11 protein-coding genes are annotated in these 14,081 nt (G+C 42.6%); 3 read left to right on the top strand and 8 right to left on the bottom strand.

Translation table 11 applies throughout. The features are described 5' to 3' along the window. Positions 1 to 27: 27 nt before the first annotated feature. From U0035_RS22915 to U0035_RS06720, 5 genes are all read right to left on the bottom strand, one after another. Positions 28 to 372: a hypothetical protein gene (locus U0035_RS22915; protein ID WP_394365416.1), complete on the bottom strand. Its 345-nt coding sequence runs from the start codon at positions 370 to 372 to the stop codon at positions 28 to 30. Next, positions 369 to 1,475 carry a S41 family peptidase gene (locus U0035_RS06735; protein ID WP_114789246.1) on the bottom strand — a complete coding sequence of 369 codons (1,107 nt, stop codon included), beginning with the start codon at positions 1,473 to 1,475 and terminating at the stop codon, positions 369 to 371. The genes U0035_RS22915 and U0035_RS06735 overlap by 4 nt, the downstream gene beginning before the upstream one ends. 344 nt (positions 1,476 to 1,819) lie before the next feature. Next, entirely contained in the window at positions 1,820 to 3,040 is a 1,221-nt protein-coding gene (locus tag U0035_RS06730) for an SH3 domain-containing protein (RefSeq protein WP_114789245.1), read from the bottom strand. 85 nt (positions 3,041 to 3,125) lie between these two features. Continuing rightward, on the bottom strand, positions 3,126 to 3,998 hold the full coding sequence (locus tag U0035_RS06725) for a polysaccharide deacetylase family protein (RefSeq protein WP_114789244.1): 873 nt from the start codon (positions 3,996 to 3,998) through the stop codon (positions 3,126 to 3,128). Between the two features lie 344 nt (positions 3,999 to 4,342). Further along, a complete protein-coding gene (locus tag U0035_RS06720; protein WP_114789243.1) occupies positions 4,343 to 5,083 on the bottom strand; it encodes an FKBP-type peptidyl-prolyl cis-trans isomerase in 741 nt (246 codons plus the stop codon). A gap of 156 nt (positions 5,084 to 5,239) precedes the next feature. Here U0035_RS06720 and U0035_RS06715 point away from each other — a divergent pair, with 156 nt between their 5' ends. The 3 genes from U0035_RS06715 to ypfJ all read left to right on the top strand — a co-directional run bounded on the left by U0035_RS06715 (position 5,240) and on the right by ypfJ (position 7,502). Continuing rightward, positions 5,240 to 5,680: an acyl-CoA thioesterase gene (locus U0035_RS06715; protein ID WP_114789242.1), complete on the top strand. Its 441-nt coding sequence runs from the start codon at positions 5,240 to 5,242 to the stop codon at positions 5,678 to 5,680. Positions 5,681 to 5,683: 3 nt separating this feature from the next. Next, positions 5,684 to 6,445 (top strand): endonuclease/exonuclease/phosphatase family protein, encoded by a 762-nt coding sequence (locus U0035_RS06710; protein ID WP_114789241.1) that lies wholly within the window; start codon positions 5,684 to 5,686, stop codon positions 6,443 to 6,445. A 205-nt stretch (positions 6,446 to 6,650) separates the two neighbouring features. Beyond that, positions 6,651 to 7,502, top strand: coding sequence for a KPN_02809 family neutral zinc metallopeptidase (gene ypfJ, locus U0035_RS06705; RefSeq protein WP_114789240.1), 852 nt, complete (start codon positions 6,651 to 6,653; stop codon positions 7,500 to 7,502). Positions 7,503 to 7,603: 101 nt separating this feature from the next. On the opposite strand, the gene U0035_RS06700 is transcribed toward ypfJ, so the two are convergent. From U0035_RS06700 to U0035_RS06690, 3 genes are all read right to left on the bottom strand, one after another. Beyond that, positions 7,604 to 9,133, bottom strand: coding sequence for a MoxR family ATPase (locus U0035_RS06700; protein ID WP_114789239.1), 1,530 nt, complete (start codon positions 9,131 to 9,133; stop codon positions 7,604 to 7,606). A gap of 83 nt (positions 9,134 to 9,216) precedes the next feature. Continuing rightward, entirely contained in the window at positions 9,217 to 10,329 is a 1,113-nt protein-coding gene (locus tag U0035_RS06695) for a vWA domain-containing protein (protein ID WP_245957587.1), read from the bottom strand. 150 nt (positions 10,330 to 10,479) lie between these two features. Continuing rightward, entirely contained in the window at positions 10,480 to 14,016 is a 3,537-nt protein-coding gene (locus U0035_RS06690; protein ID WP_114789237.1) for a DUF2723 domain-containing protein, read from the bottom strand. Positions 14,017 to 14,081: the final 65 nt, after the last annotated feature.

The raw sequence follows: 14,081 nt of genomic DNA, 5'->3' as shown, positions 1-14,081 counted from the left end.
TCATTGCTGTAAGTGATACGGTGCGAATCAGTTGCTCTCCTCTGACTGTCTTTGTCGTATAAGCCGGAGTGTTTCTTCAAGGTCGACATCCTTTTTTTGGAGAAAGTATTTGTACCTGAGTTCAATTGGAAATTTTAGGTCGGGACTAATATATTTTTCCGGGAGTTTTTTGATGATTTCACCACTAAAATCCAAATTTACAATAGGAGTATTAATTTCTAATTTGGTGTGAGGTAGCCGATAGGTGAGAATGAGGCCTGCAGTAGTATTGTGTATGGAGCTGCCAACACTTTCCCCGATAAGCATTCCTTTGTTATAAGCTTTTATTAATGCTGTGAAATCTACTGATGCAGAAGCAGTAGTCCCACCTATGAGGACGTATAGATTTCCATTGATTTATTAGGGCTGGGAAATAGCTTCTGCACCGTGGTGCCTTTCGCATATTCGCCCTCAATAATGCTATGGTGTTGATACTTATTTAGCGTTGTCCTGGCTAAACTATCGGCAATTGGTATATTATTAATGGCAACCAGGTTTTGAAAGGGGATGAAAGCCGGGTATTTAAAAGTACCATTTATAGCGAGGCTACTATCTATGAAATAGGAAAACAATAAAGGTGGTACGCTTATATCCCCTCCCGGATTGTATTTGAGATCAATTATCAGATTGCGCACCTGTTTATTTTTTATGTCGATAAACAAACTGTCGAAAAAATGTTGGAAAGGATTGGTAGTTAGTTTTGTATCATTAACAGCGGGCCAGAGAAAAGAGTTGAGACTCAAATAATAAGTGCTTATCTCCGGATAATACTGTGTAAACACAAAGTCGCGATGTAACGGAAATATTTTCCTGGCATCCGTTTCCAGGTATTCAAATACCGAAACTCCTTTAACAGTTATTGTTTTCGATTCATTGTCATTACTTAAAGAGTATTCGATAACAAACTGCTCAGGATTTCCCAAAAACAGGTAATACAGGTAGAAAAAATCATTCACCAACTTCTCTAATTTGAATGTATTTGTAGTATCACCTCCGGTAAGCTGGTATAGAATTTCGCTGGTGCTAATACCATTTATGCTGCGAATGTTACTTCCAAACGGTATCAGGTCATTCTCTGCATTAACAAACAATTTTTTGTCTATCGCAATTACGGGTAAGGGGAATAAATTTGTTGGAGGGATCGTGTCGGTAAAAGATATGCCGGCATGCATGTCGTATTTGGTGAGAGATTTCAGGCCTCTTAAATATTTAATGAATTCTGCAGTAGTTAGGTTCGTCTTATCGAAACTGTTAAGCGCTTTTTCCAAGGAAGCTGCGCTTGCCTGTTTTTCTTCTATAGTTGATATCGGATCATTATTAATTAAAAGGTTGCCAAAAAACGCTAAGTCTTCAAACAGTTCCTTATGAGAAAATTTTTTTTGCCCAAAAGCCAGGTTGCAAAAAATCAATAACAAGGCAATTAATCGGATTTTCATTTCATGTAGCGGTTAAGATCCTGAAGATAGCATACTTTTACTTATTACAATAAAAGCATATAAACGATAAATTGGTATATATACTTTTATCAGCAAGGTGGAGAACGAAAGATGCTGCAAAGCGTTTTTTTGGACCGAAGTAAGCAAACAAATAGGCCTACCACCGGTGAGAGGCACTGACAGAAATACGCCGGGGAAAATACTTAGTTAAAATTTTGATCTAAGGAGTACCAGTGAATGATCATTCAGGCAACTGCAGATTATCACCATGAAGTCTGGGAACTAGAAAGATGGGCGCCGCAACCTTAAGCTCTGCGCGTGTCTTCACGCACAATTAGCTTATCTCAGCAATAAAACCAATATTCATAAAGCACAGCCTTCCCGTTTTTAAAAGTGAGCGCCAGGGCATCGCCGTCCCCGCTGATATAGTAAACATGTGGCTTATCCAGCCAATCGTAGGTCACAAACTTCCCCAGCTTTTTCAGGAACGTTTCTTCTGTGGTGTCTCCGTCAATCACAAATCCGGCAATGGTGATAGCTATCTCTTTTTGATGAAACCTGATTTGCGGAAAATAAGTGAGTGTTTCAGTTTGACTATGATATACTTTAAAATGGTCGAAAGCATACTCTTTAGTTACTTCAACGCCGCACTCGGGGTAGCCGGTTCCATTGGTAATGATCTTCCGGGAAAGCGGAATGTCTAATATATCTTTTTCAGTAAAATGCGCAGGCAGCATTTTACCCGAAATGGTGAACCTTATAGGAGATTCGTCAAAAGCTGTAGACTTTTGTTGCTCCGCTTCCTGTGTGGCTTTCAGTAAAAACTCATCAAATGCCAGCTGTTGATATAGCTGGTTATTGCCGGTCTCTTTCTGGTGATTTCTAAACAGCCGGATGCCTTGTAAATTATTACTTTTGTTATCACGCCAGCTCATTTCATAAATTCTTTCGGCCAGCATTTTTCTTTTCGCCGTATCTGTTTTGGGTAGTGTATTATACTCACTTACTGTTTTTTCAAAATTTAGTTTACGTCCCAGGAATCGTCTTTGTGTAAAAAGCCAGGCCGAGCGGTCGCCCGCAAATACACCGCCACCTATTTTTACCAACCTATTAGAGTCATAAGGGAGATAACTTACCGGAACAGGTTCATTCGTACGATATATTTTAGCCACGGGCTTATTTTTGGCGAACAGAGCCCTCGCTTTTACGCTTGCTGCGGTTATAAATAAATGGGGGCTTCCGTATTCCGCATCAGCTTCACCCGGTAAAACGAAATCATCCGGGTCTGGTTCATAGTTGTCTCTTGCATTAAGGCTTGCAGCCAGGAACCGCGAGGGGATATAAGCTTTATCTCCATTCTCTACCAGTATCTCGCTCCAGCCATTGTTAAATTTTTTCAGTTCTGTGGCTACTCCACCTCTGGCATATACTCCGATAGCTTTACCTTTTGTACTGGGCATATCATAAACTTTGGAACTGCTTATGATATAGAACGAATTGTTATTTTGAGCCGATACATAGCTGATGATTAATAAGGTCAGCAAAAGAAATATAGGATACCGCATGCCGCTAAGGTATTTATTTGCTACGAGTTGACGAAAGAGAAAGCAGGGAATATTTCAGAGCGACAGGCATGATTTGTCAACAGCACTAGTTTTTGCTTAAGCCGGGATAATTTTTGATCAGCTCCAGGTCATAATTGTCATCCTGCTTTAAACTGCGTACCAGCTTTTGCAGTTCTTCAATATTGGAGGGACTTCTATAAGCCTGATCGTGTGCGAGTAGTACCAGGTGGTTTTCCTGCTTTACTTTATTGCGCATAAAAAGACTATCGATCTGCATTTTTAATTCGTTAGCGGTTTTGGTTAGTTGCATGGTTTTGGCTTCAAAATGCCATTCCATATCCCATCCCACCAATTGGTACCCATATTTCTGCAAAGTGTCGGCCGCGGCTTTGCTGGCTTTAATATCGGTACCATTAATACTATCAATCCGCCATATATTGCGTCCGGGTGTGCGGGCTGTCATACAAGTAAGTTGCAGAACGGCACGGGCCTTATCAAAGTCAGCCAATACAGAGTCAGGTTGCATATAGAATTTATCGAACTTGTTATGCGCGTGCGAATAGCTATGATTACAGAGCTCGATAGTTTGCAGGCTTCTTAAGCTGTCCATCAATTCTTTTTGTTCAGTACTGCCAATAGCATGCTCACCTACCAGGAAGAAAGTAGCGGGTATTTGCTCTTCCTTCATAATGTCGAGTACGGTGCGCGTGCCTTTATTAGGACCATCATCAAAAGTGAGGTAGATCTTTTTTCTTTTCGATGTTTTCTTCGGCGGAATACTGCATGAAATAATATCGGCTTTGGATAGTATTGCCGAGTCTTTAATAACCGGTGTAGCGGTTGTAGTGTGCGTCTCTTTTTTGTATTGACAGGCAGCTATAAACAGCAATACCATCAGCGTTGAGTAAGTAAAAGAAAGTCTGGACGGAGGCTCATCGACAGGGAAAATAGATTTCATTGAAATGTGTTTTAAGATAATAGGGGATTGTATATAAAGTTGGGTGAACGATACAGGAAGGCACTGAAAATGCGCCCAATAATGGTTATGTAAGGATAGCTAAGGTGCGGGTAAGTGCGTAACGGTTAGCGTGTCTAAAAAAGATGAGTATAGGTTAAAAAAAAGAGCTTCCGAGGGAGGCTCATCAATTGAAATGTGTGTTTCCATAAATGGGGAAATGAATTTTTACTAAAGTTAATATGAAGTAAATCTCATTTCCAAATTTTATTTCATAATTATTTTAAAAGAAAAGCGGCAACATGGTTGAATAAGTTGCCGCTTCAAAAAATCATGATTAACGCGCCTTATTGTTCTTTCTTTACATCCAGTAATTCTACTTCAAAAATTAAAACGCTGCCGGGCGGTATTTGACCTGCCGGGCGCAGACCATAGCCCAACTCCTGGGGAATATAAAACTTATATTTAGATCCTTTACTCATTAATTGTAATCCTTCGGTCCAGCCCGGAATTACATTAGAAGCCTTAATGGTTAACGGTTCTCCGCGTTCATAAGAATTATCAAATTCAGTTCCATCTACCAGTGTGCCCTTGTAGTTGCATACCACCGTGTCGGTAGCAGCAGGTTTAATACCGTTGCCTTCCTGAATTACTTCGTATTGTAATCCGCTGCCGGTGGTTTTTATATTCGGATTTGTTTTATTTTTTTCTAAAAAGGTTCTTCCTGCTTCAATAACTTCTTTATGCTCATTTTGTTGTTCCTGCTGGGAAAACTCTGTTAGAATGGAGCGCACATCGTCTTCCCCAAACTTCGCATCTTTGCCATCGAATACGGTTTTGATCGCTTCGATAAAAGCCTGTTTGTTCAGGTTCTTCAGGTCTTTGGTAATGGATTGAGCAAGGTTTTGTCCGATGGCATAACTCGCCGAATCTGCCAGGTTTTTTAAAGGGGTGGATGAAATAGTGGCTGTCGGCGCTGCTATTGTTTTTTTAACCGGAGCCGGAGAAGGCTTAGGCTTTGGTTTTGTTTGGGCGTTGGCGCTTACGGCTACTAAACCTGTTAGAACTATGGTTGCGATCTGTTTCATTCTTCGTGCATTTTTTAATTACGTATATAAACACCTGGTTTCATTAACCTGAAGCGTTTCCCTTCAATCTTCTGGTCTTTCAGGGAGGTGCAAAAATAGTCGTATCATTGTTACGGAACTGATAAACGCCATTTTTATCGTTTAAATTGATTTTCAATGACTGGATTTATTAAACCCGTTCAGATACGCTGGTCAGACTTAGATGCCAATGCGCATTTACGTCATAGTGTTTATTATGACTGGGGCGCTTATTGCCGGATAGAATTTTTATTGGAACATGGCCTTTCCACTACTAAAATGCATGAGCTACAGATCGGGCCGGTTCTTTTCAGGGAGGAATGTGTTTTCAGGCGGGAAATAAGACAGGAAGATCAGGTTACTATCAACGTAGAGCTTACAAAAGCCAGGAAAGACTTCAGCCGCTTTTCGATGCGGCATACCATTGTTAAGAACGGCGACACTGTAGCTGCCATAATGAACCTCGATGGCGCCTGGATGGACACCGCAAAACGAAAGCTGGCTGCTCCGCCTGAATTAGTGGTGAGTACCTATGATGAAATGCCTAAATCGGAAGATTTTGAATGGCTAAATCCTTAAAATATGCATTCTGTAAAATATCTGCTGTTTTCTATACTGCTGTTGAATGGCGTTGATTTACCTGCGCAAAACATTACTGTGATGAGTTACAATATTCATCATGGCGCCGATCAGGATGAAAAAGATCAGTTAGCAGCAATAGGGGCGTTTATCAAAGCATCCCGCGCTGATATCATCGGTTTACAGGAAGTGGATAGTATTTGTACAAGAACCAGTGGAGTAGATCAGATGAAAGAACTGGCGCAATTAACCGGCATGTACTATGCTTTTGTTCGGCATTATGCTTACCAGGGCGGCGCATACGGAATGGGTATTTTATCGCGTTACCCCATTGAAGAGGTGGATAATAAAAGAATGAGTTTGTTGAAAAGCAAGACGCCGTCTACTGCAATGATCAGTGCGGTGATCAGGTTACCGAAGAACAAAAAGGTCAGGTTTGCTTCGGCTCATTTCGCCCTGGATGATTCTTCCCGGATGGTTCAGGCGCGCGAAGCCGTGAATTACCTGGGTACTGATCGGTATCCTGTAATATTAACCGGGGATTTAAATGCCACCCCCGGGACGCCTGAAATACAATACCTCGAATCTTATTTTACAGGAACGGATCCAAAACAAATAATGACCTATCCTGCACCCGTAGCCACTAAAAAGATCGATTATATTTTGGTGAGTAAAAAGAACCTGGTAAGTGTAAAGCAACATCAGGTACCCATAACTGATTTATCTGATCACCTGCCCGTAATTGCTGCAATTGAAATAAAATGACATGAAACGTATAACAGGCATTAAGAATTATTTTAGACCCATCACAAGTACTATAAGAAATTTTGTTTAGAACTCAGGGATTTAAAAGATCCCCTTCCTCTTTTCCTGTGAAAGTTCGTTTCAGGGCCGGGAAGATATTCCAATGAGCGGTTTATATAATGGCACGATATTTTAATTGAAAATATTTATATATAAACCAGCTATTATGAAATGGAGAGGAAGACGCGAAAGTGGAAATGTTGAAGACAGGCGGGGCATGTCGGGCGGTGGTATGGCCGTTGGTGGAGGAGTGGTAGGCCTGATCATTTATTTGCTCTATAATTTTTTAGGAGGCACTGGAGAACCTCCGGTGATGCCCCAAATAAATGATGAAGCATCTGCCGGGCCGGTGGAAGAACGAATGGAAAAAGAAAAGGACCTGGCCTCTTTCACGAAAGTGGTGTTGGCTGATACTGAGGATGTTTGGGGAGCACTTTTTTCGAAAGAAGGTCAAACTTATTCACAACCAGGGTTAGTGTTGTATTGGGGGCAAACCGAAACGGCCTGCGGTTATGGAAGTGCAGCATCCGGACCGTTTTATTGCCCCGGCGACGGTAAGCTTTATATAGACCTTGCTTTCTACGATGAAATGCAGTCCAGGCTTGGTGCTGGTGGTGATTTTGCCATGGCTTATGTGGTAGCTCACGAGGTAGGGCATCATATTCAGAACTTGAATGGCACAGCCGAAAAATTACAGCGATTGCGCGGTAGATTAAGCGAGGCTGAGTTTAATAGGTATTCAGTAAAAATGGAATTACAAGCTGATTTCCTGGCCGGGGTTTGGGCTCATCACGCACAAAAAACAAAAGATATCCTTGATGAGGGTGACATCGAAGAGGCTTTAAATGCTGCCAACGCTATTGGCGACGACCGGCTGCAAAAGAGAAGTAGCGGGACGGTGGTTCCCGATGCATTTACCCACGGAACCTCTGCTCAACGCATGTACTGGTTTAAAAAAGGCTTTCAAACCGGGGATATTTCACAGGGAGATACTTTTTCTGATCCGTCTCTGAATTAATTGTGACGGGTATTCTATAAAAAAAGACATCCTGATTTAAGGATGTCTTTTTACAATTATAATTATATAAGTCCGGAATTAATGACCGGGTGTAGCTTTATTTAGTTCTCGTCATCAAAGCCCAGTTCCTCATCCTGGTCATCATTCCCCATACTCATCATGCTTCCAAACAAGTCCTTAAATTCGATCTTGTTTTCAAATAGCTTTTTGCTAATAGAAGAGTAGGAGGCCAGCCCATGTAATACAAACTCCATTAGTAAGCCCAACTGCATTTCATTAGCTCCAGGAAAGTATTTTTTCACCAGCGCATGCAAGCCATCTACTGCATACAATAATTGTAATTTCTGATCATCCTTAGCATTAAAGGGGATGTTGAGCTGGTTACCTTTATCGAACCAGGCTGTGATAGAGCGGTACGGATTTTCGTCTGCCTTTTGCTGTGCAGAGGGCTTACCGGTGTTCCTGCGTTTTTTCAACTGGTCCGGATCGGGAAAATATTTTACGAACTGCGAACGAATGGCTTTATCCACCAGGTTCATAGCTACCTGGTAAGGTCCTTCCTGTTCTCCTTCATATACCAGTTCTACTTTACCCGTTATGGAAGGTATAATACCAGCAAGATCAGATATCCAGACTTGCGTGGTTGATTCGCCATTGATCAATGCTCTTCTCTCAGCAGCGCTTACTGCATTCTCCCTGGCTGAAATAGTAAGACGTGCACTCACACCACTTTTCTTATCTACAAATTCACTGCTGCGGGCTTCAAATGCCACCTGTTCGATAAGCTTTTTCACCAGGTCGCTTATGAGCACTTTCTCAACCACGTCATCATGCACAAAGGCTTCCTGTTCAGTAATGTCAAGAGCATGCTCCAGCGTACGGGGATAATGGGTCAGTATCTGGCTCTGAATACGGTCTTTTAGTGGCGTTACGATAGAGCCCCGGTTGGTATAATCTTCCGGGTTAGCGGTGAATATAAACAGTATATCCAGCGGCATTCTCAATTTGAAGCCACGAATCTGTATATCTCCCTCTTCCAGTATGTTGAACAAAGAAACCTGTATACGTGCCTGAAGATCGGGCAGCTCATTAATCACAAAAATACTCCGGTTACTGCGCGGAATAATACCATAATGCAACACGCGTTCGTCTGCAAAGCTCAGCTTTAAATTGGCTGCCTTAATAGGATCGATATCACCAATCAGGTCGGCAACACTTACATCGGGGGTGGCCAGCTTTTCGCCGTAGCGCTGGCTTCTGTGCAGCCATTCGATAGGCGTATTATCCCCTTTTTCAGCGATCAGGTCTATCGCATATTTTGATATGGGATTCAGCGGATCATCATTGATCTCGCTGCCGGCAACGAAAGGGATGTATTCATCGAGCAAAGCGGTCATCTGGCGCGCCATGCGGGTTTTCGCCTGCCCGCGCAAACCCAGTAATAATATGTTGTGCTTACTCAGTAAAGCCCTTTCCGTTTCCGGAACTACCGAGTCTTCATAGCCAACAATTCCAGGAAAAGTAGTCTCACCTTCTTTTAATTTCTGTATAAGATTCTGTCTTATTTCTTCTTTTATAGATTTGGATTGGTATCCGGATTTTTTCAGTTCTCCGATTGTGCTTGCGTTCATTAATATGTTATTTTTTATGGAACCGCAAAGGCTCAAAGGCGCTAAGCGAATTTTACTGATTTTTGTGTCTTAGTGGTTAATCATTAAATCACGGTCTTCGACTTACCGCTTTCAAAGTCTTTAAAGATAAAACTTCCGAGGTTGTCTAAAGAAGCAAAGTAGGCTTTACCGTGATTCATCTCTGTAAATTCCTGTACAAACCGCTGCAGATAGGGGTCGGTGGCAATCATAAAAGTAGTGATCGGTATTTTATTTTTCTTGCACTGTGCTGCAAGATTCATACAACGGTTTACTACCTTACGATCTAAACCAAAAGCATTTTTGTAATAGCGCTTCCCAATTTTCAGACAGGTAGGCTTACCATCCGTGATCATAAAAATCTGCTTGTTCGGATTTTTTCTTCGTCTTAGGATGTCCATGGCCAGCTCCAAACCCGCAACGGTATTGGTATGATAGGGGCCTACCTGTAAATAGGGAAGGTCTTTAATCTCAACCGGCCAGGCATCGTTTCCAAAAACTACAATATCCAATGTATCTTTTGGGTAACGGGTAGTAATCAGTTCACTGAGTGCCATCGCTACTTTTTTAGCAGGCGTAATACGGTCCTCTCCATAAAGGATCATGGAGTGGGAAATGTCGATCATCAACACCGTTGAAGTCTGGGTTTTGAAATCCGTTTCACGGATACTAAGGTCATCCTCCCGAAGTGAAAAGCTGTCCACCCCATGATTGATCTGGGCATTGCGGATGGACTCGGTGAAGTCGATCTGCTCCAGCATGTCCCCAAACTGGAAAGGCCTTGTTTCGGGGTTGATCTCATCTCCCTGTCCTGGCTTAAAGGTCTTATGATCGCCCTGTTTGCTCTTTTTCAGTTTGCCAAAGATCTCTTCCAGGCTTTTTTTACGAATGCCCTGTTCTGTTTTAGGAGTGATCTTTATTTCGCCTTTTTGCTCGTCATCAGTGATGTACTCCTTCTGTTTCAGATCTTCTATAAAGTCGCCCATGCCATATTCCTGGTCGGTAAGCTGGTATTGTTTATCCAGTTCATTCAGCCATTCCAAAGCCTCGCCCACATCACCACTGGTGTAAGTGAGCAATTGCATAAAAATATCCAGAAGCTTCTCAAAGGGAGTTTTCCCTTCCTGGCTACCATCAAATTTTGAAAAATGAAACCCACGCATATATAAATATAACATTTTACTGGTTGAATGGTTTACTGGTGAATAGTGAATAGATAATAGATAATAGTGAAGGGGTAATAGTGAGTGGGGAATGGGAAGAGGTTGCTCCAAAAAAAGGCCGTCCGGTTAGGGACAGCCTTTCACTGAGATTCTATTCCGTTGATATTATTTTCCCGAATCGGCGGCGCCTGCTTTTTTTGCGCTGTCAGCCGCTTTTAACAGGGCTTCGGGCGTCAGTTCCTGTGCTGGATTCTTAGCTGCTTTTTTCAGCGGATCATATTGCTGCTCCACCTGGCTTAAAACCTCACCCATTATTTCATTCAATATAACTTCAGTATGTTCTAAACCTGCGTAGTATTCGGGCTTTTCGGCTTTCAGAGATTCATAGTAGCTTCTCTGGCTGGCAATATCCTTTTTAATATCTTCTGCCACTTTACGGGCCTGGTCCAATTTGCCAGCCTTGTAATACGCTTCAGTTAATAAAATGCCGGTTTGATTATGCTGGCTATAGCGGCTGGTCATCCCATAAGGAAGGTTTTCAGGATCAATTCCTTCAGCTTCCCTGTTCAGTAACTTAACCGCTTCATCAATTTTACCTGCATCTGCCAGGTTACCGGCTGCTTCAGCAAAGATGCCCCTGATGTTTAAAAGATATTGGCGGTTTACTTCATCGAAATAAACGCCCTTTTTATTAGCACCGCCAAATTCAAATTTTTGAAGATTCTCAAAAATGGCTTTAAGATTGTTGTCCTTCACCGAAGAACCGCCGGCCCTCATGGCTCTCATAGCCTGGTCTGTTACCCAGTTTTGCTGAGGCGCTTTAGCCAGGAACGGAACCAGCCTGTAAGTCAAACCATCTTTGCGCAGGTGCTGACCAAAACCTAATTCACCATAGGCTGCAGTAAAATAAATAGGTCTTTGCCATTTGTTGGTAGCAATGATGTTCAGCATAATGAGATCATTACGCGCAATAGCACCAGATGGAATTTCAAATGCCATTTGATCTACTACACTGTCTGCCGGAGTTGCTGTTCCGTTTTTATAAACTAATTGTTTATCTACCGGTACAAAGAACTTTTTGAAAGGCATCGTATTAGGTCCTACATCATTGCCATCTTCGTCTTTCACTTCCTGTCCCAGGTAATCTTTCATGATATCGTACAGCGGGTAGAACGCATTAGCATCGATAGCTTGTCCCTGTTGCTGTTGCCCCAGGCGGATATACTCCCGGTTATGGCCTTCGATTTGTTCGGGCGACCAGATCACATCCACACTGTCGGCTTTGTTGATCTTGTAACGAAGCTGGTTGATATACCAGTCGATACCCAACAAGCTGGTATTGATAATACGGATATCGGGCCTGATGCCTTCCACTTCCTGTGCATACCAAAGCGGGTAAGTATCATTATCGCCAAAGGTGAACAGGATGGCATTAGGCGCGCAGCTTTCCAGGTAATCCTTGGCAAGGTCCGGCGCTAATGTTTTTTGGCTACGGTCATGGTCATCCCATTCTTGCTGTGCCATTAGTACAGGAACCAGTAAGCATACGGCACCAGCGGTTATACCCGCCATCTTTAAATTAGTGCCGTTACCGGAAGCCGCTTTTACAATATAGGTAACCGCGGCAACTACCGCAACGAATAAGATAGCAGCAACCAAACTTGCTATGATCGCTCCGCCGGGAGATCCGGTGAGGCTGGTAATGACAGTTACCAGGAAGGTTACCGTAGCTCCATATATTAAAACCTTTTTAAACAGTTCTTTATCGGTTTTTTCCAGCGCGAGCTTAACGAAAGCCAATACCGAAATGCCGATCCAGATAGCAAATACATACATCGCACCCACAAATACATAGTCCCTTTCCCTCGGCATATTACCGGGGGCGTTCAGGTATAGTACAATGGCCTCACCCAGGAAGAAAAAGAGAATAGCTGTAATAATAAAGTCATTCTTGTTTCTGAGAAGCTGGAACACAAATCCAAGTATACCCAAAATGAGCGGTAGCATAAATAGCTTATTATTGGCTTTGTTGGCTTTTAAACTATCCGGCATTTTACTTTGATCGCCCAGGCGCGCGTTGTCGATCAGGCTGATGCCCGAAATCCAGTTGCCATCCCGCTTATTACCAAATCCCTGTAAATCGTTTTGGCGTCCCGCGAAATTCCACATAAAATAACGCATGAAAAGAAAGTCAGTCTGGTAGGTAAGGAACCAGTTGATGTTTTGTCCGTAAGTTGGAGCGTCATATTTGGTTTGGCCAGTGTTGGGGTCTTGTTGCTGGCCTATTCCTAACCAATCGGCATAAAACTGCGCATGGTTTTGGTCGTTGCTGGAGTCCCAGATACGCGGGAATAACATTTTGTCACCACTTTGATACCGCACTTCCCTGGCAGGACCTGTTGGAATGTATTTCTCCCTCCCTTTGGTATATTTCATCTCCCCGGTTGTATATGGAGATCCGTTTTCGTCGTAATCCACTTCGGCGGCAAAGTGAGGACCGTAAATCAGCGGCGCGCTGCCATATTGCTCACGTCCAAGGTAGTAAACCAGGTTAATCGGGTTGTCTACATTGTTCATATCAATACCCGGGTTGGCATGGCTGCGGATCAGAGAAGTGAAATACATGAAGTATCCCAGCATCATAAATGCATAGCACCAGAGGGATAATTTCAGCACTTTTAAGGCAGAAGTTTTAATGAAATATCCTAAAACGGCCCCAATAATTAACAAGAGAATGATCTTGAATACTGCCATGGTGCCTGAGAAAGCAAATGGTAAAAAGGCCAAAGCAAAGAACAGTGCGGTCCAGGCTATGATCTTGCCTTTAGATACATTGGCTTTGAAAGTTAATGCCCAGCCAATTAAAACTGCTATTATAATAAAGTAAGCCGCAAAACCAGAGAAAAAAGGAAGCCCGAAGTTGTTGACGAAAAGAATATCAAACCAGCCAGCTGCTTTCATACTATACTGAATTACGGCAACCTGTACAATACCGGTGATTACACAACCAATTAAAAAGGCAGCAATAGCACCTTTAGTAGTAGGCTTATAACGGCGGTAGTAATAGATCATTACAATTGCGGGTATGGTTAAAAGGTTCAATAAGTGAACACCAATCGATAATCCCATCATAAAGAAGAGGAATATAATCCACTTGTCGGCTCTGATTCTTCCGGTTTCGTTATCACCTGCATGCTCATCGGCATGCTCCCATTTCAACATGATCCAGAATACAAAAGCAGTAAAGAAGGATGATAAGGCGTACACTTCACCCTCTACAGCGCTATACCAGAAAGAATCAGTGAAAGTATAAGCCAGGGCACCAACAACACCCGAAGCCATCACCGTGATCATTTGCGGTTGGGTAAGCGCTTCACCTGCTTTTACAAACATTTTACGTGCAAAATGGGTGATCGTCCAGAAGAGGAAAAGAATAGTGCCTGCACTGGCCAGGGCACTCATGAAGTTCACTGCATTACCAGCGGTTTGGGGATTATCTCCAAATAATACAATGAAGAACCTCCCCAGTAAAGTAAACAAAGGCGCACCAGGAGGGTGGGGCATTCCTAATTTGAAGGCACAGGCCACAAATTCACCGCAATCCCATAAAGAGCCTCTGGCTTCTCTGGTTAGTGTGTAGGTAAGCGTGGCTACTAAAAAAACCAGCCAGCCGGTGATGTTGTTTACTTTTTTAAAGTTCATCTGAAAATTTAGTTTATAACGCTCGCAAAAATAGGGATAAAGCCTGCATTTACAGTTTTTAGGGG

It is taken from the genome of Niabella yanshanensis (genome assembly GCF_034424215.1).
Classification (GTDB): Bacteria; Bacteroidota; Bacteroidia; order Chitinophagales; family Chitinophagaceae; genus Niabella; species Niabella yanshanensis.
The sequence above is the reverse complement of the archived record's forward strand: the minus strand, read 5'-3'. Positions and strand labels throughout refer to the sequence as shown.

Bases quoted from the DNA above. Each gene is read 5' to 3' on its own strand.
- U0035_RS06735 (WP_114789246.1), bottom strand. From the start codon at position 1,475: ATGAAAATCCGATTAATTGCCTTGTTATTGATTTTTTGCAACCTGGCT.
- U0035_RS06730 (WP_114789245.1), bottom strand. From the start codon at position 3,040: ATGCGGTATCCTATATTTCTTTTGCTGACCTTATTAATCATCAGCTAT.
- U0035_RS06725 (WP_114789244.1), bottom strand. From the start codon at position 3,998: ATGAAATCTATTTTCCCTGTCGATGAGCCTCCGTCCAGACTTTCTTTT.
- U0035_RS06720 (WP_114789243.1), bottom strand. From the start codon at position 5,083: ATGAAACAGATCGCAACCATAGTTCTAACAGGTTTAGTAGCCGTAAGC.
- U0035_RS06715 (WP_114789242.1), top strand. From the start codon at position 5,240: ATGACTGGATTTATTAAACCCGTTCAGATACGCTGGTCAGACTTAGAT.
- U0035_RS06710 (WP_114789241.1), top strand. From the start codon at position 5,684: ATGCATTCTGTAAAATATCTGCTGTTTTCTATACTGCTGTTGAATGGC.
- ypfJ (WP_114789240.1), top strand. From the start codon at position 6,651: ATGAAATGGAGAGGAAGACGCGAAAGTGGAAATGTTGAAGACAGGCGG.
- U0035_RS06700 (WP_114789239.1), bottom strand. From the start codon at position 9,133: ATGAACGCAAGCACAATCGGAGAACTGAAAAAATCCGGATACCAATCC.
- U0035_RS06695 (WP_245957587.1), bottom strand. From the start codon at position 10,329: ATGTTATATTTATATATGCGTGGGTTTCATTTTTCAAAATTTGATGGT.
- U0035_RS06690 (WP_114789237.1), bottom strand. From the start codon at position 14,016: ATGAACTTTAAAAAAGTAAACAACATCACCGGCTGGCTGGTTTTTTTA.